General features: G+C 72.5%; 21 protein-coding genes. 11 read left to right on the top strand and 10 right to left on the bottom strand.

Annotation, left to right across the window (positions count from 1 at the left end):
* Positions 1–278 precede the first annotated feature (278 nt).
* Both Q8W71_RS02435 and Q8W71_RS02430 read right to left on the bottom strand, forming a co-directional pair.
* Positions 279–1,730 carry an amino acid permease gene (locus Q8W71_RS02435; RefSeq protein WP_305523715.1) on the bottom strand — a complete coding sequence of 484 codons (1,452 nt, stop codon included), beginning with the start codon at positions 1,728–1,730 and terminating at the stop codon, positions 279–281.
* A 111-nt stretch (positions 1,731–1,841) separates the two neighbouring features.
* A complete protein-coding gene (locus Q8W71_RS02430) occupies positions 1,842–2,360 on the bottom strand; it encodes a hypothetical protein (RefSeq protein ID WP_305523714.1) in 519 nt (172 codons plus the stop codon).
* Between the two features lie 177 nt (positions 2,361–2,537).
* On the opposite strand from Q8W71_RS02430, the gene Q8W71_RS02425 reads away from it, so the two are divergent.
* Positions 2,538–3,653: a PA0069 family radical SAM protein gene (locus Q8W71_RS02425; protein ID WP_305523854.1), complete on the top strand. Its 1,116-nt coding sequence runs from the start codon at positions 2,538–2,540 to the stop codon at positions 3,651–3,653.
* A 185-nt stretch (positions 3,654–3,838) separates the two neighbouring features.
* Here the strand turns inward: Q8W71_RS02425 and Q8W71_RS02420 are convergent, their stop codons facing one another.
* From Q8W71_RS02420 to Q8W71_RS02410, 3 genes are read right to left on the bottom strand one after another with little or no spacing between them, the layout of a single operon-like run.
* The gene (locus Q8W71_RS02420) at positions 3,839–4,429 is read right to left on the bottom strand and encodes a ribonuclease HII (RefSeq protein WP_305523713.1); all 591 of its coding nucleotides are present in this window, start codon (positions 4,427–4,429) and stop codon (positions 3,839–3,841) included.
* Between the two features lie 39 nt (positions 4,430–4,468).
* A complete protein-coding gene (locus tag Q8W71_RS02415) occupies positions 4,469–5,506 on the bottom strand; it encodes a glycosyltransferase family 4 protein (RefSeq protein WP_305523712.1) in 1,038 nt (345 codons plus the stop codon).
* Positions 5,503–6,321, bottom strand: coding sequence for a UDP-2,3-diacylglucosamine diphosphatase (locus Q8W71_RS02410; protein ID WP_305523711.1), 819 nt, complete (start codon positions 6,319–6,321; stop codon positions 5,503–5,505). The genes Q8W71_RS02415 and Q8W71_RS02410 overlap by 4 nt, the downstream gene beginning before the upstream one ends.
* A 497-nt stretch (positions 6,322–6,818) precedes the next feature.
* Between Q8W71_RS02410 and Q8W71_RS02405 the strand changes: the two genes are divergently transcribed.
* The 8 genes from Q8W71_RS02405 (at position 6,819) to Q8W71_RS02370 (ending at position 17,302) form a co-directional block, all read left to right on the top strand.
* A complete protein-coding gene (locus tag Q8W71_RS02405; RefSeq protein ID WP_305523710.1) occupies positions 6,819–8,039 on the top strand; it encodes an aminotransferase class V-fold PLP-dependent enzyme in 1,221 nt (406 codons plus the stop codon).
* Positions 8,040–8,136: 97 nt separating this feature from the next.
* Entirely contained in the window at positions 8,137–9,081 is a 945-nt protein-coding gene (locus tag Q8W71_RS02400) for a D-2-hydroxyacid dehydrogenase (protein WP_305523709.1), read from the top strand.
* 197 nt (positions 9,082–9,278) lie between these two features.
* Positions 9,279–10,139 (top strand): NADP-dependent methylenetetrahydromethanopterin/methylenetetrahydrofolate dehydrogenase, encoded by an 861-nt coding sequence (locus tag Q8W71_RS02395; protein ID WP_305523708.1) that lies wholly within the window; start codon positions 9,279–9,281, stop codon positions 10,137–10,139.
* Positions 10,140–10,146: 7 nt separating this feature from the next.
* Positions 10,147–10,785 carry a methenyltetrahydrofolate cyclohydrolase gene (gene fchA, locus Q8W71_RS02390; protein WP_305523707.1) on the top strand — a complete coding sequence of 213 codons (639 nt, stop codon included), beginning with the start codon at positions 10,147–10,149 and terminating at the stop codon, positions 10,783–10,785.
* Between the two features lie 271 nt (positions 10,786–11,056).
* Positions 11,057–12,274, top strand: a complete 1,218-nt coding sequence (locus Q8W71_RS02385) for a malate--CoA ligase subunit beta (protein ID WP_305523706.1) — start codon at positions 11,057–11,059, stop codon at positions 12,272–12,274.
* 15 nt (positions 12,275–12,289) lie between these two features.
* Positions 12,290–13,180 (top strand): succinate--CoA ligase subunit alpha, encoded by an 891-nt coding sequence (gene sucD / locus Q8W71_RS02380; RefSeq protein ID WP_305523705.1) that lies wholly within the window; start codon positions 12,290–12,292, stop codon positions 13,178–13,180.
* 272 nt (positions 13,181–13,452) lie between these two features.
* Complete coding sequence (locus tag Q8W71_RS02375; protein ID WP_305523704.1) at positions 13,453–16,206, top strand: phosphoenolpyruvate carboxylase; 2,754 nt, start codon at positions 13,453–13,455, stop codon at positions 16,204–16,206.
* A gap of 124 nt (positions 16,207–16,330) precedes the next feature.
* Positions 16,331–17,302, top strand: coding sequence for an HpcH/HpaI aldolase/citrate lyase family protein (locus Q8W71_RS02370; protein ID WP_305523703.1), 972 nt, complete (start codon positions 16,331–16,333; stop codon positions 17,300–17,302).
* Between the two features lie 228 nt (positions 17,303–17,530).
* Here Q8W71_RS02370 and Q8W71_RS02365 read toward each other — a convergent pair whose 3' ends face one another.
* From Q8W71_RS02365 to Q8W71_RS02350, 4 genes are all read right to left on the bottom strand, one after another.
* Positions 17,531–18,391, bottom strand: a complete 861-nt coding sequence (locus Q8W71_RS02365) for a glycosyltransferase family 2 protein (protein ID WP_370875324.1) — start codon at positions 18,389–18,391, stop codon at positions 17,531–17,533.
* 25 nt (positions 18,392–18,416) lie between these two features.
* Positions 18,417–19,010, bottom strand: coding sequence for an SAM-dependent methyltransferase (locus Q8W71_RS02360; RefSeq protein WP_305523701.1), 594 nt, complete (start codon positions 19,008–19,010; stop codon positions 18,417–18,419).
* Positions 19,007–19,741 carry a PIG-L deacetylase family protein gene (locus Q8W71_RS02355; RefSeq protein ID WP_305523700.1) on the bottom strand — a complete coding sequence of 245 codons (735 nt, stop codon included), beginning with the start codon at positions 19,739–19,741 and terminating at the stop codon, positions 19,007–19,009. The genes Q8W71_RS02360 and Q8W71_RS02355 overlap by 4 nt, the downstream gene beginning before the upstream one ends.
* A 123-nt stretch (positions 19,742–19,864) precedes the next feature.
* Complete coding sequence (locus tag Q8W71_RS02350) at positions 19,865–20,188, bottom strand: helix-turn-helix domain-containing protein (RefSeq protein WP_305523699.1); 324 nt, start codon at positions 20,186–20,188, stop codon at positions 19,865–19,867.
* 222 nt (positions 20,189–20,410) lie between these two features.
* Here Q8W71_RS02350 and Q8W71_RS02345 point away from each other — a divergent pair, with 222 nt between their 5' ends.
* Both Q8W71_RS02345 and Q8W71_RS02340 read left to right on the top strand, forming a co-directional pair.
* The gene (locus tag Q8W71_RS02345; RefSeq protein ID WP_305523698.1) at positions 20,411–20,926 is read left to right on the top strand and encodes an META domain-containing protein; all 516 of its coding nucleotides are present in this window, start codon (positions 20,411–20,413) and stop codon (positions 20,924–20,926) included.
* Between the two features lie 93 nt (positions 20,927–21,019).
* Positions 21,020–21,172: a hypothetical protein gene (locus Q8W71_RS02340; protein WP_305523697.1), complete on the top strand. Its 153-nt coding sequence runs from the start codon at positions 21,020–21,022 to the stop codon at positions 21,170–21,172.
* 138 nt (positions 21,173–21,310) lie between these two features.
* On the opposite strand, the gene Q8W71_RS02335 is transcribed toward Q8W71_RS02340, so the two are convergent.
* Positions 21,311–21,487: a hypothetical protein gene (locus tag Q8W71_RS02335; RefSeq protein WP_305523696.1), complete on the bottom strand. Its 177-nt coding sequence runs from the start codon at positions 21,485–21,487 to the stop codon at positions 21,311–21,313.
* Positions 21,488–21,582 lie beyond the last annotated feature (95 nt).

Raw genomic sequence — 21,582 nt, 5'->3', positions numbered from 1 at the left:
ACACCGGCCGCCGCGGCTCTCCCTTCCCCCACCCAGATCGGGCTTGCCCGATTTGGGCCGCCGTGCGGATCTCGGGCAGGCCCGAGATCCGTGGGGGGAGGGTGGGCCGGCCGTCAGGCCGGGTCGGGAGGGGGGAGCGCGGGGTCAGGACTGGCGGTTCGGTGTGGGCCGCACGCCTCATTCGGAACCGCCGCTCCCCTCACCCGACCCCCTTCGGGGGCCACCCTCTCCCGCAGAGGGGAGAGGGCCGGAACCGGTGGAGCGAACCCCACAAAAAATCAGGTCGCGGTGCCGGTCTTGCGGCGCAGCACCGAGTGGCGGCGGCCGTAGGCGAAGTAGACCACGAGGCCGATCGCCATCCAGATCACCAGCCGCAGCCACGTGTCGAGCGGCAGGCCGGCCATCAGGGCGAGGCAGAACAGGATGCCGAGGATCGGCACGACCGGCACGGCCGGGGCCCGGAACGGCCGCTTCAGCCCGGCATCGGTGCGGCGCAGATAGATCACCGCCCCGCAGACGAGGCAGAAGGCGGCGAGCGTGCCGATGCTGACCATCTCGCCGAGGACGTTGATCGGCACCAGCGCGGCGACCAGCGCCACGCAGGCCCCGATCAGCATCTGGCTGCGGTAGGGGGTCTGGTAGGTCGGGTGCACCTGCGCGAACAGCCGCGGCAGCAGGCCGTCGGTGGCCATGGTGTAGAAGATCCGGCTCTGGCCGTAGAGCAGGACGAGGATCACGGTGGTGAGCCCGGTGATCGCCCCGAGCTTGATCACCGCCCCGAACCAGCCGAGGCCGATCACGTCGACGCCCATGGCGATCGGGTCGGGGACGTTCAGCTCCTTGTAGGGCACGAGCCCGGTGAGCACCGCGGCGACCAGCACGTAGAGGACGGTGCAGATGATCAGCGAGCCGAGGATGCCGATCGGCAAGTCCTTCTGCGGCCGCTTGGCCTCCTGGGCGGCGGTGGCGACCGCGTCGAAGCCGATGAAGGCGAAGAACACCACCCCGGCCCCGCGCAGGATGCCGCTGTAGCCGTAATGCCCGAAGGTGCCGTCGTTCTCCGGGATCAGCGGGCTCCAGTTGGCGGACTTCACGTAGCCCCAGCCGATGACGATGAACGACACCACGACCGCGAGCTTGACCACCACCATCACGTTGTTGAACCGGGACGATTCCTTGGTGCCGCGCACCAGCAGGAGCGTCAGGGCGGCGACGATCAGCACCGCCGGCAGGTTGAACAGGGCGGTGCCGCCCCCCTCGATCGGCGTGCCGGGGGCGTGGGCGAGCTGCGCCGGGATGTGGATCCCGAGGTCCTTGAGGATGCTCACCACGTAGCCGGACCAGCCGACCGCCACGGTGGCCGCGCCCATGGCGTATTCGAGGATCAGGTCCCAGCCGATCAGCCACGCGAAGAACTCGCCGAGCGTCGCGTAGGTGTAGGTGTAGCTCGACCCCGCCACCGGGATCAGCGCCGCCATCTCCGAGTAGCACAGCCCGACGAAGGCGCAGGCGATGCCGCCGAGCACGAAGGACAGCATGATGCCCGGCCCCGCGTACTGCGCGGCGGCCGTGCCGGTGAGCACGAAGATGCCCGCGCCGATGATCGCGCCGATGCCTATGGCGGTGATCGACAGGGGTCCCATCGACCGGGCGAGGCTGTGCCCCTCGGCCTCGCCGGACGCGACGATGTCGGCGACCGGTTTGCGCGCCATCAGGCCCGAGGTATCCATGCCCGCCCCCGCCGCAGCTCCGTAGCCGGCGACTGTGCCAGCTTTCCGCCGCGCCGCCAGGGGGAGATCCGGCGCCGACGCGCCTTTTCCCGGTCGAAACCGCGCGAACCGTCAGGCGCGGTCGATCCGGGCGATCAGCGGCCGAACCCTCAGACGTGGCTTGAAGGGCAGCCCCGCCCGCAGGTTGTCCCGGCGGACCACGTCGCCGGCCCGCGCCGTCCGCGCCCCGAATCGGGCCTCGATCCGGGCGACGGCGCGGGCCGACAGCCCCGCCCCCGGCCGGCGCAGGCGGCCCAGGCCCGTCCCGGGCCGCGCGGTGCCGACGAACCGGTCGAGGGTGCGGATCCAGCCGTCGGCGGGGACGTCGCCGGCCTCCAGGCACAGCACCCAGTCGCGCCGGGCCAGCGCGGCGCCCGCCGCGAACGGGTTGCCGCCCCGGTAGGCCGCGAGGGTGGCGCCGGTGGCCTCGGCCACCGCGGTCAGCTCCGCGTCCCCCGGGGGGGCCACGATCACCGCGTCGCCCACGAGCCCCGCCGCGACCCCCGCGACCAGGGCGCTGAGGGTGTCGGCCAGCCGGTCGATCGCGTCCGGGGCGCCCGGATCGGCCAGGAAGGTCACGGCGGAGAGCATCCCGCAGCGCATAGACGATTCTGCGATGCCGTAAACCGCCGGACCGGACCTCGCCCGGCTTCTGCTGCCGCCGCGCGAACCTGACGGGGTCTTTGCCTGAAATTGAGGCGTTTACGTCCGTTGTGTTCGCGTTATGTTCCTTAGGCTATACGGGCGGCGCGGCGACGGGCGGCGATGATGGGCGACACGGCGGAGGATGCGGGGGCGGCCCCGACGGGCGCGCGGCTCGCGGCCAGCACCCCGGCGCCCGGGGCCCGGCGCGGGCGGGGCGCGACCGCCAACCCGACCGGCCGGTACGAGCCGGCCCGGCGCGTCGCCTTCGACGACGGCTGGAGCGCCGACGACCCCGCGCCCCTGCGCACGGAGGTGCGGCCGGAGCGCTCCGCCCGGATCATCGCCCGCAACACCTCTCCGGACATCCCGTTCGACCGCTCGCTCAACCCCTATCGCGGCTGCGAGCACGGCTGCATCTACTGCTACGCGCGGCCCACCCACGCGTGGCTCGGCCTGTCGCCGGGGCTCGACTTCGAGTCGCGGCTGTTCACCAAGCCCGACGCGGCGCGGCTGCTCGCCCGGGAACTCGCCGCGCCGGGCTATCGGCCGGCGCCGATCGCGATCGGCACCGCCACCGACCCCTACCAGCCGATCGAGCGGACACACCGCCTCACCCGCGCGGTGCTGGAGGTGCTGGCCGAGGCGCGCCACCCGGTGTCGATCACCACCAAGTCCGACCTGATCCTGCGCGACCTCGATCTCCTCCGTGAGATGGCGGCGCGCGACCTCGTGCTGGTGTCGGTCTCGCTGCCGACCCTCGACCCCGCGCTCGCCCGCCGCCTTGACCCCCGCGCGCCGCGTCCCGACCGGCGGCTGGCGGCGATGCGGGCGCTGGCCGAGGCCGGCGTGCCGGTGATGGTCAACCTCTCGCCGATCATCCCGGGGCTGACCGACCACGAGATCGAGGGGCTGCTCGCCCGGGCCCGGGCGCACGGCGCCAGCCGGATCGGCCACGCCCTGCTGCGCCTGCCCGGCGAGGTCGCCGACCTCGTGGCCGACTGGTTCGACGCGCACTATCCCGAGAAGAAGGCCCGCGCCTTCGCGCTGCTCGCCGGCGCCCGGGGCGGGCGCGAGAACGATTCCCGCTTCGGCCACCGCTTCCGCGGCGAGGGCGCCTACGCCGCGCTGCTCGGCGAGCGGGTCCGGCTCGCCGGGCGCCGGCTGGGGTTCGGCTTCGGGCGGCTCGCGCTGAACACCGCGGATTTCCGCAGGCCGGGGGGGCAGTTGGCGCTGTTCTGAGGTTCGGGCGTGCTGGAGCAGTCGGGCGCAAGCGCTTTCCCTCCCCCTTGTGGGGAGGGGTAGGGGTGGGGGTGGTTCAGGATCGAGCGATCCGGTGCCTCCTGCACCACCCCCACCTCCGGCTCCTTCCCACAAGGGGGAGGAGAGGCCCACCGTCCGCCCCGGCGAGCCGCCTCGGCGCGGCCCTACCCGAACCCGCGGGTGAAGCTCAGCCGGTGGTGCGGGCTGCGGCCCCGCTCGCTCAGGCCGGCCCGGTGGAGGGGCGTGCCGTAGCCGACGTTGCGCTCCCAGCCGTAGCCCGGGTGCCGGGGCGCCAGCCGGCGCATCAGCCCGTCGCGCACCACCTTGGCGACGATCGAGGCGGCGGCGATCTGCGGCACCAGCCGGTCGCCGCCGACCACCGCCCGGCCCGGGAGCCCGGGCAGGGCGTCGCGGCCGTCGACGAGGACGGGGGCGTCGAGGCCGAGCCGGGCGACCGCGCGGGCCATGGCGTCGAGCGTGGCGGCGCGGATGTTGATCCGGTCGATCAGCGCCCGCGAGCCCGCCGCCACGGCGACGCGGGCATGGGTCCGGATCAGCGGCGCCAGCCGCGCCCGCTCCGGCTCCGGCACCCGCTTGCTGTCGTCGAGGGCGGCGAGCAGGGCGGGGGGCAGGGCGGCGGGATCGAACCAGATCGCGGCCACCACCACCGGTCCGCACAGGGCGCCGCGGCCGACCTCGTCGCAGCCGATGGCGACGGGGTAGGTGTTCGCGAGGGCGGGATCGAACGGCGGCATCGCGCCGTCCTGGCATCTCCGGCGCGGCCCGTCACCCGCTCAGGCGGCGGCTTTCCCCGGCGGGGCGCGCACCGCGCGGATGTTGCCGAAGAACTGCCGGGCACTCTCGTCCCAACTTCGCGCGAGCGCCTCCGCCCGGCACGCCGCCCGGGACAGCCCCAGGGCCGCGAGCGCCGCGGCGCGCAGGTCGGCGTCGAGCACCCCGACCCGGGGCCCGATCACGTCGCGGGGGCCGGGGACGGGGAAGGCGGCCACCGGCAGGCCGCTGGCCAGCGCCTCCAGCATGACGATGCCGAACGTGTCGGTGAGGCTCGGGAACACGAAGACGTCGCAGGCGGCGTAGAGGGCGGCGAGTTCCGCGCCGGTGCGGGTGCCGAGGAAGCGGGCGCCCGGCGCCAGCGCCCGGAGCCGCGCCCGGTCCGGCCCGTCGCCGACCACGACCTTGGTCCCCGGCAGGTCGAGGGCGAGGAAGGCGGCGAGGTTCTTCTCCACCGCCAGCCGCCCGACCGTCAGGAACAGCGGCCCCGCCAGCCCGGCGAGGTCCGGGGGCGGGCGCGCCCCGGGCCCGGCCGGGCGGAACAGGTCGGTGTCGACGCCCCGCGTCCAGCGCAGCAGGTTGGCGAAGCCGCGGGCCGCGAGGTCGGCCTGGAGCGAGGCGGTGCTGACCATCGTGCCGTGGGCGGCGGCGTGGAAGCGGCGGAGATACGCGTAGGACCACGCCTCCGGCACGGGGGCGCGGGCGGCGAGGTACTCTGGGAAGCGCGTGTGGTAGCTCGTGGTGAAGGGCAGGCCGGCCGCGAGGCAGCGGCGGCGCGCGGCGAGCCCCACCGGCCCCTCGGTGGCGACGTGGACGTGGCTCGGGGCGGCCTCCGCCCAGCGCGCCGACAGCCGGTGCGGCGTCGGGCAGGCGAGGCGGATCTCGGGGTAGCCCGGCATCGGCACGGAGCGGAAGTCGGACGGGGTCAGCAGGCGCGCCGCGAAACCGTGCTCGGGGGCGCGCCGGATCATCTCCTCCAGCGAGCGCACGACGCCGTTGACCTGCGGGTGCCACGCGTCGCTGGCGACGAGCAGCCTCACGCCACCGCTCTCCGGCCGGGCGCCGCCGCGGGCACCGGCTCCGGCGCCTGCCGGGCGCGCAGGAGGGCGGGGTAGTGCAGCACTTCGAGGCGCCCGTCGTAGTGCTCGACGATGCCCGTGCAGGATTCCACCCAGTCGCCGGTGTTGAGGTAGCGCAGGTCGCCGATCATCCGGTCGGCGGCGTGGTGGATGTGGCCGCAGATCACCCCGTCCGCCTCCTGGCGGCGGGCCTCGTCGGCCAGGATCGTCTCGAAGCGGCCGATGTAGCTGACCGCGTTCTTCACCCGCAGCTTCGCCCAGGCCGAGAGCGACCAGTAGGCGAGGCCGAGCCGGCGCCGCGCCCGGTTGAGCAGGGTGTTGAGGGACAGCGCGAGCGTGTAGGCGCCGTCGCCGAGATGGGCGAGCCAGGGCGAGTGGCGCACCACCATGTCGAACTGGTCGCCGTGGATCACGAGGTAGCGCCGCCCGTCCGCCGTCTCGTGCAGGGCGGTCTCGGCGATCTCGATCCCGCCGAAGGTGGTGCCGACGTAGTCGCGCAGGAACTCGTCGTGGTTGCCCGGCAGGTAGACGATGCGGGCGCCCTTGCGGACCTTGCGCAGGAGCTTCTGGACCACGTCGTTGTGGGCCTGCGGCCAGTACCAGCCCGACTTGAGCTGCCAGCCGTCGACGATGTCGCCCACGAGGTAGAGCGTGTCGGCGTCGTAGTCCCGCAGGAAGTCGAGCAGCAGCGCGGCCTGGCAGCCGCGGGTGCCGAGATGCAGGTCGGACAGGAACAGGGTCCGGACCCGGATCGGCCTCTCGTCGTCCTCCGCCACGGCCCCCTCCCGGCTGTCACGCCGGGATCCAGAGCGCGATCCCATCTCAGTTTGATGACGCGGCCGGGAGCGGGGCTCCGGGCGGCTCTCGGAAACATCCCGAGGAACGGGCCCGGGCGCTGCGCCGCAGCGCAAATTTTTTTCCCGCGATCCCGAAGAATTTCCGGTTTTCCTTCGCAGCTTCGCCATCCCATAATACATGCGATCCACCGGGCCAGTCTCGGGCCGGTGGCCGGGCGAGCGCGGAAAGGGCAGCGGCGAGGACGAACCGTCCGCCGCATGGATGGAACGGCAATTCGGAGGCGACCGGCCCGCCCGAGGCGAGCCGCGACGCGAGCGGCGCGAGGCCGCCTGCCGCTCCGCAGCGCCCGCCGGTCCACGGCAGCGGCTGGAGCCTATCGCGCGGCCCGCAACCCGGGCTCGCCCCGACGCGACGCGCGTAAGACCCGGCGCCGGACATCACGCCCGCGCGCAGCACCGCATTCGGAGGAAACACCATGGCCGCAACCCGGCGCCCCGGTCGCAACCACCTCTTCATCCCCGGCCCGACCACCATGCCGGACCGGATCATCCGCGCCATGGCGGTGCAGTCCGAGGACCACCGCTCGCCGTCGTTCCCCGAGCTGGCCAAGCCGCTGTTCCAGGACGCCAAGATGGTGTTCGGCTCGACCGAGGGCACGGTGATCCTGTTCCCGTCCTCGGGCACCGGCATCTGGGAATCGGCGCTGACCAACACCCTCTGCCGCGGCGACACCGTGCTCGCCGCCCGCTTCGGCCAGTTCAGCCACCTCTGGGTCGACATGGCCCAGCGGCTCGGCCTCGAAGTCATCGTCCAGGACGAGGAGTGGGGCACGGGCGCCGACCCGCAGCGGATCGAGGAGGCGTTGCGCGCCGACACGGACCACAGGATCAAGGCGGTGATGGTGGTCCACAACGAGACCGCCACCGGCGTCACCAGCGATGTCGGCGCGGTGCGCAAGGCGCTCGACGCGGCCAATCACCCGGCGCTGCTGTTCGTGGACGGCATCTCGTCGATCGGCTCGCTGCCGTTCAAGATGGACGAATGGCGCGTCGACTGCGCGGTGGCCGGCTCGCAGAAGGGCTTCATGCTGCCCGCCGGCCTCGGCCTGATCTGCATCAGCCCGAAGGCGCTGAAGATCGCCGAGGGCGGCCCCGGGGGCGGGACCGGCCGCAACGACCGGCTCGGCCACGCCTACTTCGCCTGGAAGGACCAGCTCGGCGCCAATGCCGGCGGCTACTTCCCCTACACGCCGGCCCTGCCGCTGCTCTACGGCCTGCGCGAGGCGCTCGCGGTGATGCGGGAGGAGGGGATGGAGAACATCTACCACCGCCACCACGTGCTCGCCGAGGCGACCCGGCAGGCGGTGGCGGCCTGGGGCCTCAAGCCCTGCGCCAAGGAGCCGAAGTGGTACTCCGACACGGTGACGGCGATCGTCGTGCCCGAGGGCATCGACGCCGCCAAGGTCATCACCCACGCCTTCGAGCGCTACAACCTCTCGCTCGGGACCGGCCTGTCGAAAGTCGCGGGCAAGGTGTTCCGCATCGGCCATCTCGGCGACCTGAACGAGCTGTCGCTGCTCGGCGCCATCGCCGGCGCGGAGATGGCGCTGATCGATTGCGGCGTCGCGCTGACCCCCGGCTCGGGCGTGGCCGCCGCGTCGAGCTACCTGCGCGAGAATCCCCTCCACAAGGCGTGATCCCGGAGCGGCGGGGACGGCTTGCCGTTCCCGCCGGCCGTGACGAGAAGAAACGACCCGGGGAATCGCCGCCCCGACGGGATCCGAGGAGGGCGCCATGTCGAAGAAGATCGTGTTCCTGGACCGCGAGTCCCTCGACGCGACGGTCCGGCCGTTCAACTTCCCGCACGAGTACGTCGAGCACGAGTCCACTTGGACGCCGGAGGACACGGTCGCGCGGCTGAAGGGCGCCGAGATCGCGCTGATCAACAAGGTGCCGATGCGCGCCGAGACCTTGAAGCAACTGCCCGATCTCAAGCTGATCGCGGTGGCCGCCACCGGCACCGACGTGGTCGACAAGGCGGCCGCCAAGGCGCAGGGCATCACCGTCGTCAACATCCGCAACTACGCCTTCAACACCGTGCCCGAGCACGTGGTCGGGCTGATGTTCGCGCTGCGGCGGGCGATCGTGCCCTACGCCAACTCGGTGCGGCGCGGCGACTGGGCGAAGTCCACGCAGTTCTGCTACTTCGACTACCCGATCTACGACATCGCCGGCTCGACGCTGGGCATCGTCGGCTACGGGGCGCTCGGCAAGTCGATCGCCAAGCGGGCCGAGGCGCTCGGCATGACGGTGATCGCCTACGACGTGTTCCCGCAGGAGGGCCTCGTCGATTTCGAGACGATCCTGACGCAGTCCGACGTCATCACGCTCCACGCGCCGCTGACGCCCGAGACCAAGGGCATGATCGGGGCCGAGCAGCTCGCGAAGATGAAGAAGAGCGCCATCCTCATCAACACCGCCCGCGGCGGGCTGGTGGACGAGGCGGCGCTGCTCCAGGCGCTCAAGGACGGGACCATCGCCGGCGCCGGCTTCGACGTGGTGATGCAGGAGCCGCCCAAGGACGGCAACATCCTGTGCGAGGCCGACCTGCCGAACCTGATCGTCACCCCGCACGTGGCCTGGGCGAGCAAGGAGGCGATGCAGATCCTGGCCGACCAGCTCGTCGACAACGTCGAGGCGTTCGTGGCGGGCAAGCCGCAGAACGTCGTGGAGGGGTAGCTGCGCCGCAGCGGGCGGGGGCGTTCCCCTCCCCCCTGTGGGGAGGGGTAGGGGTGGGGGTGGTTCAGACGGGACCGCACCGCTCGATCCGGCACCACCCCCACCTCCACCTCCTCCCCGCAAGGGAGAGGAGAGCCGCCTCGCTCCACACTAGATCATGCCAGCGCCTCCGGGGCGCGAGGGAGAGGTCCGAAACAATGAAAAAACTGCTGTTCCAGTTCGACACCGACGCGATGCCGAGCGTGTTCGACACGGTGGTCGGCTACGACGGCGGCGCCGACCGCATCACCGGCTACGGCGGGGTCAACCCGGACAACGTCGGCGCGCTGGTCGATGGGACGATCTACACCCGCGGCGGCTCGGAGAAGAAGTCGACCGCGATCTTCGTCGGCGGCGGCAGCATGGCCGAGGGCGAGGCGGTCTTCGAGGCGGTGAAGAAGCGCTTCTTCGGCCCCTTCCGCGTCTCGTGCATGCTCGACTCGAACGGCTCGAACACCACCGCCGCCGCGGGCGTGGCGCTGGTCGCCAAGGCGGCGGGCTCGCTGAAGGGTCAGACCGCCGTGGTGCTGGCGGGCACCGGCCCGGTCGGCATGCGCTCGGCCGCGTTCCTGGCGGGCGAGGGCGCGCAGGTGACGATCGCCGGCCGGGCGCTCGACAAGACGCAGGCCGCCGCCGACGCGATCAACCGCCGCTTCAAGGTCGAGGTCGCCGCCGCCGCGACCCCGGACGCCGCCTCCCGCATCGCGCTGGTGAAGGGCAAGAACATCGTGTTCAGCGCCGGCGCGATCGGCGTCGAGCTGCTGCCGGAATCGGCCTGGGCCGAGGACGCGGCGGTCGGATACGTCGCCGACTACAACGCCCAGCCCCCGACCGGCATCGGCGGCATCGAGGCGATGGACAAGGGCAAGGAACGCCACGGCACGCGCGCCTTCGGGGCGCTCGGCATCGGCGGGCTCAAGCTCAAGCTGCACCGGGCCTGCATCGGCAAGCTGTTCGAGAGCGCCGAGCGGGTGTTCGACGCCGAGGAGATCTACGCGCTCGCCAAAGAGATGGCGTGAGGGACCGATGAGCGAGACGTCTCCCGAGAACGGCACGATCCAGACGTTCCTGACGGAACTGGCGAGCGCCGCCCCGACCCCCGGCGGCGGCGGCGCGGCGGCGATCTCCGGCGCGATGGGCGCCGCGCTGGTGTCGATGGTCTGCAACCTGACCATCGGCAAGAAGAAGTACGCCGAGGTCGAGGCCGAGCTGAAGGACGTGCTCGCCCGCTCCGAGGGCCTGCGGGTGGTGCTCACCGGCATGATCGCCGAGGATGTCGCCGCCTTCGACGCGGTGATGGCCGCCTACGGGGCGCCGAAGGCCACCGACGAGGAGAAGGCGGCCCGCGCGGAGAAGATCCAGGCGGCGCTGAAGACCGCCACCGACGTGCCGCTCGCCTGCTGCCGGGCCTGCCGCGCGGTGATCGACCTCGCCGCGATCACCGCCGACAAGGGCAACCTCAACGTCATCTCGGACGCGGGCGTGGCGGTGCTCTCGGCCCAGGCGGGGCTGCGCAGCGCCGCCCTCAACGTCTACATCAACGCCAAGGGGCTGGAGGACCGGGCCTTCGCCGACGAGCGGCTGGAGGAACTGGAAGGGCTGCTCGCCGAGGCGGGGACGCTGACCGAGCAGGTCTACGCCGTGGTCAAGGCCAAGGTGAATTGAGGTCCGTGTGAATTGAGGTCACTGTGAGCGGAAGCCGGCGCAGCGTCGTTCGCGGCGGCCATCGAGGGCCCTCACAGTGGAGGCCGGGTGCGGTAAGCGCCCGGCCTCTTCGTTTGCGTGGCCGCTGCGCTGCGGGATTGAATACGGTCCGCGCCGGATCGCGGTAAAGCCGGACTGAACTGTCGGACCAAAAAATTTGACGGGCGAAATCGGGCGGCGCACGTAGAATGAAGCCTCGAACGCCGGCAACGAACCGGGGAGGAGGCGCCGCATGGACGTCCACGAGTACCAGGCCAAGGAACTGCTCGCGAGCTTCGGCGTCGCGGTTCCGAAGGGCGCCATCGCCTTCAGCCCCGACCAGGCGGTCTACGCCGCCACCGAACTCGGCGGCTCGTTCTGGGCGGTGAAGGCGCAGATCCACGCCGGCGCCCGCGGCAAGGCCGGCGGGATCAAGCTGTGCCGGACCTACAACGAGGTCCGCGACGCGTCGAAGGAGCTGCTCGGCAAGCGCCTCGTCACCCACCAGACCGGGCCCGAGGGCAAGCCGGTGCAGCGGGTCTACGTCGAGACCGCCGACCCCTTCGACCGCGAACTGTACCTCGGCTACGTCCTCGACCGGAAGGCGGAGCGCGTGCGGGTCATCGCCAGCCAGCGCGGCGGCATGGACATCGAGGAGATCGCCGCCCAGGAGCCCGCCGCGCTGATCCAGATCGTGGTCGAGCCGGCGGTGGGCCTGCAGCAGTTCCAGGCCCGCGAGATCGCCTTCCAGCTCGGCCTCAACATCAAGCAGGTCTCGGCGGCGGTGAAGACGATCATGAACGCCTACCGGGCGTTCCGCGACTGCGACGGCACGATGCTGGAGATCAACCCGCTCGTCGTCACCAAGGACGACCGGGTTCTGGCGCTCGACGCCAAGATGAGCTTCGACGACAACGCCCTGTTCCGGCGCCCCGGCATCGCCGACATGCACGACCCCTCGCAGGGCGACCCCCGCGAGGCGCAGGCCGCCGAGCACAGCCTCAGCTACATCGGCCTCGACGGCGAGATCGGCTGCATCGTCAACGGCGCCGGGCTGGCCATGGCGACCATGGACATGATCAAGCACGCGGGCGGCGCGCCGGCGAACTTCCTGGATGTCGGCGGCGGCGCCTCGCCCGAGCGGGTCGCCACGGCGTTCCGGCTCGTCCTGTCGGACCGCAACGTCAAGGCGGTGCTGGTCAACATCTTCGCCGGCATCAACCGCTGCGACTGGGTCGCCGAGGGCGTGATCAAGGCGGCGCGCGAGGTGCAGATCGACGTGCCCCTCGTGGTGCGGCTCGCCGGCACGAACGTCGAGGCCGGCCAGAAGATCCTGGCCGAGAGCGGCCTCGACCTCATCACCGCCGACACGCTGACCGAGGCGGCGCGCAAGGCGGTCGACGCCTGCGACGCCGCCAAGACCGACGCCGCCAAGAACGACGCCGCCAAGAACGACGCTTCCAAGAACTGAGGGGGAGATCCGCCCATGAGCATCCTCATCGACGAGACCACCCCGATCATCGTCCAGGGCATCACCGGCGACAAGGGCACGTTCCACACCCAGGAGATGCTGGACTACGGCTCGAACGTCGTCGGCGGCGTCACCCCCGGCAAGGGCGGGCGCACCCATCTCGGCCTGCCGGTGTTCAACACCGTCAAGGACGCGGTGCGCGAGACCGGGGCCACCACCTCGATCACCTTCGTCGCGCCCCCCTTCGCGGCGGACGCGATCATGGAGGCGGCGGATGCGGGCCTGCGCCTCGTCTGCTCGATCACCGACGGCATCCCCGCCCAGGACATGATGCGGGTGAAGCGCTACCTCTACCGCTATCCCAAGGAGCGGCGGACGATGGTGGTCGGCCCGAACTGCGCCGGCATCATCTCCCCCGGCAAGGCGATGCTCGGGATCATGCCCGGCCACATCTACCTCAGGGGCAATGTCGGGGTGATCTCGCGCTCGGGCACGCTCGGCTACGAGGCGGCCTCGCAGCTCAAGGCGCTGGGCCTCGGCATCTCCACCTCGGTCGGGATCGGCGGCGACCCGATCAACGGCTCGTCCTTCCTCGACCACCTCGCCCTGTTCGAGACCGATCCCGACACCGACGCGGTGCTGATGATCGGCGAGATCGGCGGCCCGCAGGAGGCGGAGGCCTCGGCCTGGATCCGCGAGAACATGTCGAAGCCGGTGATCGGCTTCGTCGCCGGGCTCACCGCGCCGAAGGGCCGCCGGATGGGCCACGCCGGCGCGATCATCTCGGCGGCCGGCGACAGCGCCGCGGAGAAGGCCGAGATCATGCGCTCCTACGGCCTGACGGTGGCGCCCGATCCCGGCTCCTTCGGCCAGACCGTCGCCGACGTGCTGGCGCGCGCGGCCTAGAACGCGACGCACCCTCCCCCCACTGCGGGGGAGGGTGGCCCGGCCGTGAGGCCGGGTCGGGAGAGGAGAGCGCCGCGTCCGGAGAGGTCGCGGCGCGAGCCGCATCCTGCACCGTCGCGCTGCCCCTCACCCGACCCCCTTCGGGGGCCACCCTCTCCCACGGATCTCGGGCTCGCCCGAGATCCGCGAGGAGGCCCAAGTCGGACAGGTCCGACATGGGAGGGGAGAGGGGATGCGTGCAATTCCGTCCGTTCCAGACAAGGGCGCCTCCCATGCCCACGACCCGCCACGCCGTCCCGGCCGCCACCGGCTTCGCGCCGCCCGTCATCACCGGCACCGCCGCCGAGGAGGCGCTGGACATCCTGTTCCAGGCGCTCCTCGACGTGGCCCGCCGCCACGAGCCGGAGCTGGAGGCGGTGCTGCACGGCACCGCCGACATCTCGCGCTTCTCGCCCGAGATGCTCGCCCGCGCCCTCCAGGTGCAGGGGATCTGGTTCCAGCTCATCGCGATCGCCGAGCAGAACGCCGCCATGCGCCGCCGCCGCCACATCGAGCGGACGGACGGGCGCGCCGCGCTGGGCGGCTCCTTCGCCAAGGTGTTCGCCGAGGCCCGGGCCCGGGGCACCCCGCCCGCCGCGATCCAGGCGCTGCTCGACGACCTGCGGGTGCGCCCGACGATCACCGCCCACCCCACCGAGGGCAAGCGGGTGACGGTGCTGGAGAAGTTCCGGCGCATCTACCTCGTGCTGCGCGAGCTGGAGGTGCCGCGCTGGACCGACCGCGAGCGCAACGGCCTGATGAACGAGCTGCGCGATCAGATCGAGCTGGTCTGGATGACGGGCGAACTGCACCTGGAGAAGGCCACCGTCGAGCGCGAGGTCGCCTGGGGCCTGCACTTCTTCGACGAGACCCTGTTCGAGATGCTGCCCGAGACGATGGACGCCCTGGAGGCGGCGCTGTCGGAGACCTATCCCGACACGCGGTTCACCGTGCCGCCGTTCTTCCAGTTCGGCTCGTGGATCGGCGGCGACCGCGACGGCAACCCGAACGTCACCGCCGCCGTCACCCGGGCGACCCTGCGGCGCAACGCGCTGGCCTCGCTCACCCGCTACCGCGACGGGGTGCGCGAACTCGGCCGCACCCTGTCGCTGACCGAGCGCTCGCTGCCGGTGCCGGACGGGTTCCGCGCCGCGCTCGCCGGGCAGCTCGCCGCGAGCGGGCAGGCCCGGGCGATCGAGCGGCGCAACCCGGGCGAGCCGTACCGCCAGTATCTCACCTGCGTCCTGCGCAAGATCGAGGCGACGATCGCCCGCAACGAGGAGCGCCCCGCCTCCGGGCCGGACTACGCCAGCGCCGACGGGCTGATCGAGGATCTGCGCGTGCTGGAGCAAGGCTTGGCGGACGCCAAGTGCGGCGCGCTCGGCCGCGACCTCGTGCGGCCTGTGCGGCGCCGGGTCGAGATCTTCCGGTTCTCCACCGTCCGCCTCGACCTGCGCGAGAACACCACCCGCACCACCGACACGCTCCGCGCCCTCTGGCAGCAGCGCAACGGCGAGGCCGAGCCCCCCGCCCTCGACCATCCGGCGTGGCGGGCGTGGCTCGACGCGGAGCTCGCCCGCCCGCGCGATCCCGACCGCTCGTTCGAATCCCTGCCCGACGCCGCCCGCGAGACGCTCGCCACCTTCGCGCTGGTCGCCGAGATGCGCGAGAACCTCGACCGCGAGGCGTTCGGCGCCTTCGTGCTGTCGATGACCCGCTCGGTCGCCGACGTGCTCGGCGCCTACCTGCTCGCCAAGGAGGCGGGGGTCTTCCTCGACGCGCCCGGGGTCGAGACCTGCCCCGGAATCTGTCCGCTGGCGATCGTGCCGCTGTTCGAGACCATCGACGACCTGCGCGCGGCGCCCGCGATCATGCGCGAGCTGCTCGCCGTGCCGGTGGTGCGCCGCTCCACCCGCTGGCAGGGCGGGGTGCAAGAGACGATGATCGGCTACTCCGACTCGAACAAGGACGGCGGCTTCGTCGCGGCCAACTGGGAATTGTACAAGGCGCAAGCGCGGCTCACCCGGCTCGGGCAGGAGCTGGGGGTGCCGATCGCCTTCTTCCACGGGCGCGGCGGCTCGGTCAGCCGCGGCGGCGTGGCGACCCACCGGGGCATCGCCGCCCAGCCGCCGGGCTCGATCCGCGGCCGCTTCCGGATCACCGAGCAGGGCGAGGTCGTCTCGTTCAAGTACGCCAACCGCGGCACCGCGGCCTACCAGATGGAGCTGCTGGCGGCCTCGGTGTTCGAGCACGCGCTGGCCGGGGAGAACGGCGAGCGGGCGGGCGGCCACGACGACGCCCTGGAGGCGCTGGCCGGCGCCTCGCGCGCCGCCTACGTCAACCTGCTCCAGACGGACGGCCTCGTCGACTACTTCCAGGCGGCGAGCCCCCTCGACGAGATCGCGCTGCTCAACATCGGCTCGCGCCCGGCCCGCCGCTTCGGCGCCCGCTCCCTGTCGGACCTGCGCGCCATCCCCTGGGTGTTCGCGTGGTCGCAGAACCGGCACGTGGTGACCGGCTGGTACGGGGTCGGCTCGGGGCTCGCGAGCTTCCTCGACGTGCGCGGCCGGGACGGGGAGGCGACGCTCCGGCGGCTGTTCAAGGAGTCGCGGGTCCTCCGCCTCGTGCTGGACGAGGTCGAGAAGACGCTGCTGATGGTCGATCTCGACATCGCCCGCGCCTATGCCGGCCTCGTGCCCGACGCGACCGTGCGCGACCGGATCTTCGCGATGATCGAGGCCGAGTACCGGCTGACCCGCGAGATGGTGCTGCGGGTGAGCGGCGGCGCGGAACTCGCCGAGCGCTTCCCCCTGTTCCGCGGCCGGCTGAAGGGCCGGCTGCCGACCCTCAACCAGGTCGGGCGCGAGCAGGTGGAACTGCTCGCCCGCTACCGGGCCGAGACCGACGAGACCCGGCGCGAGGCGGTCAAATCCGCCCTGCTGCTGTCGATCAACTGTATCGCCGTCGGCTTCGGCTCGACGGGGTGACGAAACGCGTCCGCGGACCTGTCGGCCCGCGCCGCCAGCGCCAGTTGTGGTGCGGGCTCCGGCCGCCCCGATCGCGCGGAGCCGAAAGCTTCCCGAACGTTTCCAGGAGAGGACCGACAAGACGATGAGCTTCACCCTGATTCCCCAGGCCAAGGCGCGCCTGCACCGCTCGGAGCTCGCCGTGCCGGGCTCGAACCCGACCTTCATGGAGAAGTCGGCGTCGTCGGCCGCCGACGTGATCTTCCTCGACCTCGAGGACGCGGTCGCCCCCGACGACAAGGAGAAGGCCCGCACCAACATCATCCAGGCGCTCAACGACCTGGATTGGGGCAACAAGACCATGATGATCCGCATCAACGGTCTCGACACCCACTACATGTACCGCGACGTGGTCGACATCGTCGAAGCCTGTCCGCGCCTCGACATGGTCCTGATCCCGAAGGTCGGCGTGCCCGCCGACGTCTACGCGATCGACGTGCTGGTCACGCAGATCGAGCAGGCCAAGAAGCGCGACAAGCGGATCGGCTTCGAGGTGCTGATCGAGACCGCGCTCGGCATGGCCAACGTCGAGGCGATCGCGACCTCCTCGAAGCGCCTGGAGGCGATGTCCTTCGGCGTGGCCGACTACGCCGCCTCGACCCGGGCGCGCTCCACCGTGATCGGCGGCGTCAACCCGGACTTCTCGGTGCTCACCGACAAGGACGAGGCCGGCGCCCGCCAGACCCACTGGCAGGACCCGTGGCTGTTCGCCCAGAACCGCATGCTGATCGCCTGCCGGGCCTACGGCCTGCGCCCGATCGACGGCCCGTTCGGCGACTTCTCGGATCCGGACGGCTACGTCTCGGCGGCCAAGCGCTGCGCGGCGCTCGGCTTCGAGGGCAAGTGGGCGATCCACCCCTCGCAGATCGAGCTGGCGAACCAGGTGTTCACCCCCTCCGAGGCCGAGGTCACCAAGGCCCGCCGCATCCTCGCGGCGATGGAGGAGGCCGCCAAGGCCGGCCGCGGCGCCGTCTCGCTGGACGGCCGCCTCATCGACATCGCCTCGATCCGCATGGCCGAGGCGCTGATCGAGAAGGCCGACGCGATGAAGGCGTGAGGACGGGCGAGACAGCTCAATCCACGCGCGACGCGCCCTCCCCCCTCTGCGGGGGAGGGTGGCCCCCGAAGGGGGTCGGGAGAGGGGAGCCCGGCTTCAGGCAAGGTCGCGGCAGCCGATGCGGTGCGAATCACCCGGCACTCGCGCTGCCCCTCATCCGACCCGCTGCGCGGGCCACCTTCTCCCGCAGAGGGGAGAAGGAGAACCTGCGGACAGCGAACCGACCTCTCAGAACGGCCGGTCGTCCGGCAGACGCGCCGCGGCGGTCTCGGCCGGCGTCGGGTCGCGCAGCACCCGGATGCCGTCGGTCCGGTCGGCCGCGATCAGCCCGAGCCGGGCGAAGCCGTCGAGCCAGCCGTCCATCGGCCAGAGGCCGTGCCGGGCCCGGAAGCGGCTCGCGTTCGCGACGATGTCGCGGAAGTGCTGGAGCGGCGGGTCGTAGCCCGGGTGGTGCTGGTGGTAGGCGCGCGGGCCGCCGAGGAACAGGATCGGCAGGCCCGCCGCATCGGCCCGGAAGGCGAGGTCGGTATCCTCGGCCCCGTACCCGGAGAACTCCGCGTCGAAGCCGCCGAGCCGGTCGTAGGTCGCGGCGCGGACCGCGAAGGCGAGCGACCAGAACAGGCCGGGCTTCGGCGCCGGCACCAGCCCCGCCTCGGGAAAGTCCCGCACCGGGTGCAGATGGCCGAGCCGGTCGAGGTCGGCCTCCGTCCAGCCGTCGCGCACGGCGCCGGCCGGCAGGTAGCGCACCGCGCAGCAGATCAGCCCGTCCCGCGCCGCGACCGCCGCGGAGAGCCCCGCCACGAGGTCGGCGGAGGGGATGCAGTCGACGTCGAGGAACACCAGGGTATCGGCCGAGGCCGCCGCAGATGCCGCCCGCCGACCGGCGTTGCGCGCCGCTGCGAGCGGCAGGCCGGACCCCGCGAACGGCACCCGCTCCACCGGGAAGGGGAGGGCGGGCAGCGGAGAATCGTCCCCGCCCATCTCGACGATCACGCAGGCGTCCGGCGGCGTTCCCCGCGCCAGCCCTTCGAGCAGGCGGGCGAGGTGGGCGCCGCGGCCCTTGTTCAGGGTGATGACGGCGGTGCTCAGGGACGTGGTGCTCATCGGGACCGGCTCACGGGCGCGGCCCGGCGCGCAGCACGTCGATCCGGTAGGCGTCGGTGCGGGTCCTGTGCAGGGGCACCGCGAACCCGGCCGCCTGCGCGATGAAGCCCTCGGCGGCCTCGTCGCCCGAGAGCGGGTAGTCGGTCAGCCCGAGCCAGTGCACCAGGACGATGTCCCCGCCCGGATCGATCGTGCCGTCCACCCGCCCGACCAGGGCCGCGAGGTCGGACCGGTCGAGGAAGTACAGGAACTCGGACAGGACGATCAGGTCGAACCGGCCCTCGGGCCAGTCGGCGGGGACCGATTGCTGTGCCACCGTCACGCCGGGCAGGTCGGCGCAGCGGGCGCGCGCCGCCGCCACCGCGGCGGGCACGGGGTCGCTCGCCAGCAGCCGGTCGCAGCGCCCGGCCAGCGTCCGGGTGAACACGCCGATCGAGCAGGCGGGCTCGAACGCGGACCGGTAGCGCGGCCGCGGCAGGCTGGCGAGCGTCGCGGCGTACTTGTCGCGCTCGTAGGCGCTGGTGGCGAAGCCCCACGGATCCGGGTCGCTCGCGTACATCCCGGCGAAGTAGTCGTCGGGCAGGGTTCCGGTGCGCCGGCTCATGACCGCACCGTCACGTAGCGCTCGTAGGGGCCGCACAGCCGGTCGATCATCGCCGGCTCCAGGCGGAAGCCGGCGGGGTCGTCGGCGATGAGGTCGGTGGTCTGCGAGGCGTGCGCGGCGACCGCCCGCACCTTGGCGGCGCGATGGGCGGAGACGTCGAGGCGCAGGCCCTCGGGCGCCGGGCCCACCTCCGTCTCGGGCGGCAGGGTCCAGCCCCAGACGGGGTACTCGTAGACCCGCACCCCCGGCATGAGCGGCCGTGCCAGGGCGACGATCGCCGCCGCCGCCGTGTGGTCGCAGTGGGGATCGTGGCGCCACGTCACGCACACGGCCCCGGCCGCGCACGCCGCCGCCGCCCGCGCCACCGCGGCGGCGGCGGCCTCGGCCGCGGGGCCGGCGCTCGGCACGTGCGCGTCGGGCAGGCGCAGGAAGGTCACCGCCGCCGCGTCGAGACCGAGCACCGCGACCGCGTCCAGCGTCTCCGATTCGCGCAGGGCCCGGAGCCTGTCCGGCGGGTAGAGGCGGGACTGGGTGTGCGAGCCGCAGCCGTCGCTGATCACCACGAGGCGCACCGCCCGGCCCGCTTCCCGGGCGGCGGCGATCAGGCCGCCGCAGCCGAGGCTCTCGTCGTCCGGGTGGGGTGCCACGACCACGAGGCCGCCGCCGGTCAGGGCGTCGAGATCCGCGACCGGCAGGGCGTCCGCCGCGGCGAGGAATGCGTCGGCGCGCATCAGCGCACCGGTGCCGCGAGGCGCGGCGCGAAGAGGGATCGGGACACGGGGCGCTCCAGGGCCATCCGCGCCGGTATCGGGCGCGTCGCCTGAACGACCCATGAGCGGCGGGGCGGGATCGCCCTACCGGTCGTTCTCGGTGGTCAGCGCGTCGAGGCGGGTGCCCTCGTCGGCGCCGGGCCGCTCCGCGAGGCGGACCCCTTGGGTCGGCGAATCGGTGAAGGCGATGCCGGCCGCGACCAGGGCGCTGCGCAGCGCCTCGACCTGCCCGGCCGGCGGATCGCCGTAGCCGCCCTCGACGCTGCGCACGAAATCCTCCGCGAGGCCGACCCGCGCGGCGAGGTCCGCTTCCGACCAGCCGAGCAGGCCGCGGGCCGCCCGGGACTGGCCGGGGGTCATCGGCGCACCCCGCGTTCCGCTCTGCGCGCCCTCGTCCGATCCCGCCAAGATGAGCCCTCCCGCATGACGGTGGACAACGGCGCGTGCCCGCGATCGTTTCCGGTTTGGACGCGCCGCGACCATATTTGTGCTGAAATCCTGGGGCATCGGCTGCGGCGCACGCCCCCGCCTCCGGATCCCGGGCGGCCTCTCGAGTGGGCGTGCGCGCGGGGGCTCGCCCGCCGCGCGGACGACAACGAGCGCGAACACGCGCGACAAGGGGGCTGTACGATGAGAGCGGTGCTGATCGCCACGCTGGCCTGTGCCGTGATGGCCGTGGACGTGGCCGCGGTGAGCCAGGCGCAGGCGCAGTTGAGCGGCGGCATGACCGGCTTCGGCCGGGGCAACCGCCGTCCCGGCGGCGAGGAGGAGAAGAAGCCGCAATACGTGCCGCAGGCCAAGGCGAGCGAGAAGATCTTCCCGCTCGATTCCACCTGGACCGCCGTGAGCCTCAACGGCAAGCCGTTCGCCGGCGGCGACCGTCCGAGCTTCATCATCGACAAGCAGTACCGCGCCCGCGGCTACGGCGGCTGCAACACCTTCGCGGCGACCGCCTTCCCGCTCAAGGAGCAGCACATCGCCGTCGGTCCGCTCGCGCTGACCAAGAAGGCCTGCGACAAGGGGCTGGCCGCCACCGAGCAGGCGTTCTTCATCGCCCTGCGCACGGCGGCCGTCTGGGACATGGTCGGCTCGCAACTGGTGCTGAAGAGCCCGAACGGCGAGCTGAAGTTCGACCGCGCCCTTTAAGGGCCGGTTCACCACGCCGCGACACCGGGCCGGCCGATTCAGCCGGTCTTGACGGCTGCCGGCGCCTCCTCCTCCCGTTCGGGGAGTGGGCGGATGCCAGTCGGTATCGGATCTGTCGAGGCGTCGCGTCCGGGTTCCGCCCCGAGGGGGGCCGCACCGCGCGGCTTCCATTCCGGCGCCCTCTGGCTCGCCGCCGCCGCGCCCGTGGCGGCGACGCTGCTGCTGCTCGCGCGCATCGCCGCTTAGAGCCGTGCCCGCTCGCATTGCGATCGAGCATGCCTCTAAGCCTTTGTTCTGACGCGCTCTCTTTCGCCGAACCGGCATCCACTTCGGCGGAGAGCGCTCTAGCGGGCCGCGGCCGCCCTGCGCGCGTCGCGCGGGCGATCAGTCCGCGTCGGCCGATTCGCCCTCGTCGCGCTCGGTGTCGGCGCCGCCCTCGGAGCGTCCCGTGCGGGGGGCCGGGACGGGCGGGAACAGCTCGGCCAAGCCGGCCGCGACGCCGTAGAGGATCGGATCCGCGTTCAACCCGTTCCGGGGCGGCTGGAGGTCGCTTTTCATCATCGGGAAAGGTCGGGTTTCGCGGGCCCGCAATCACTGGTGTGATCGGGGCGCGTAAGGATGTTCGTACGCTCTTCAATGCGCCCGACGAGCATTCG

Origin of the sequence: Methylobacterium amylolyticum (assembly GCF_030700245.1) — a bacterium.
GTDB lineage: Bacteria > Pseudomonadota > Alphaproteobacteria > Rhizobiales > Beijerinckiaceae > Methylobacterium.
The sequence above is the reverse complement of the archived record's forward strand: the minus strand, read 5'-3'. Positions and strand labels throughout refer to the sequence as shown.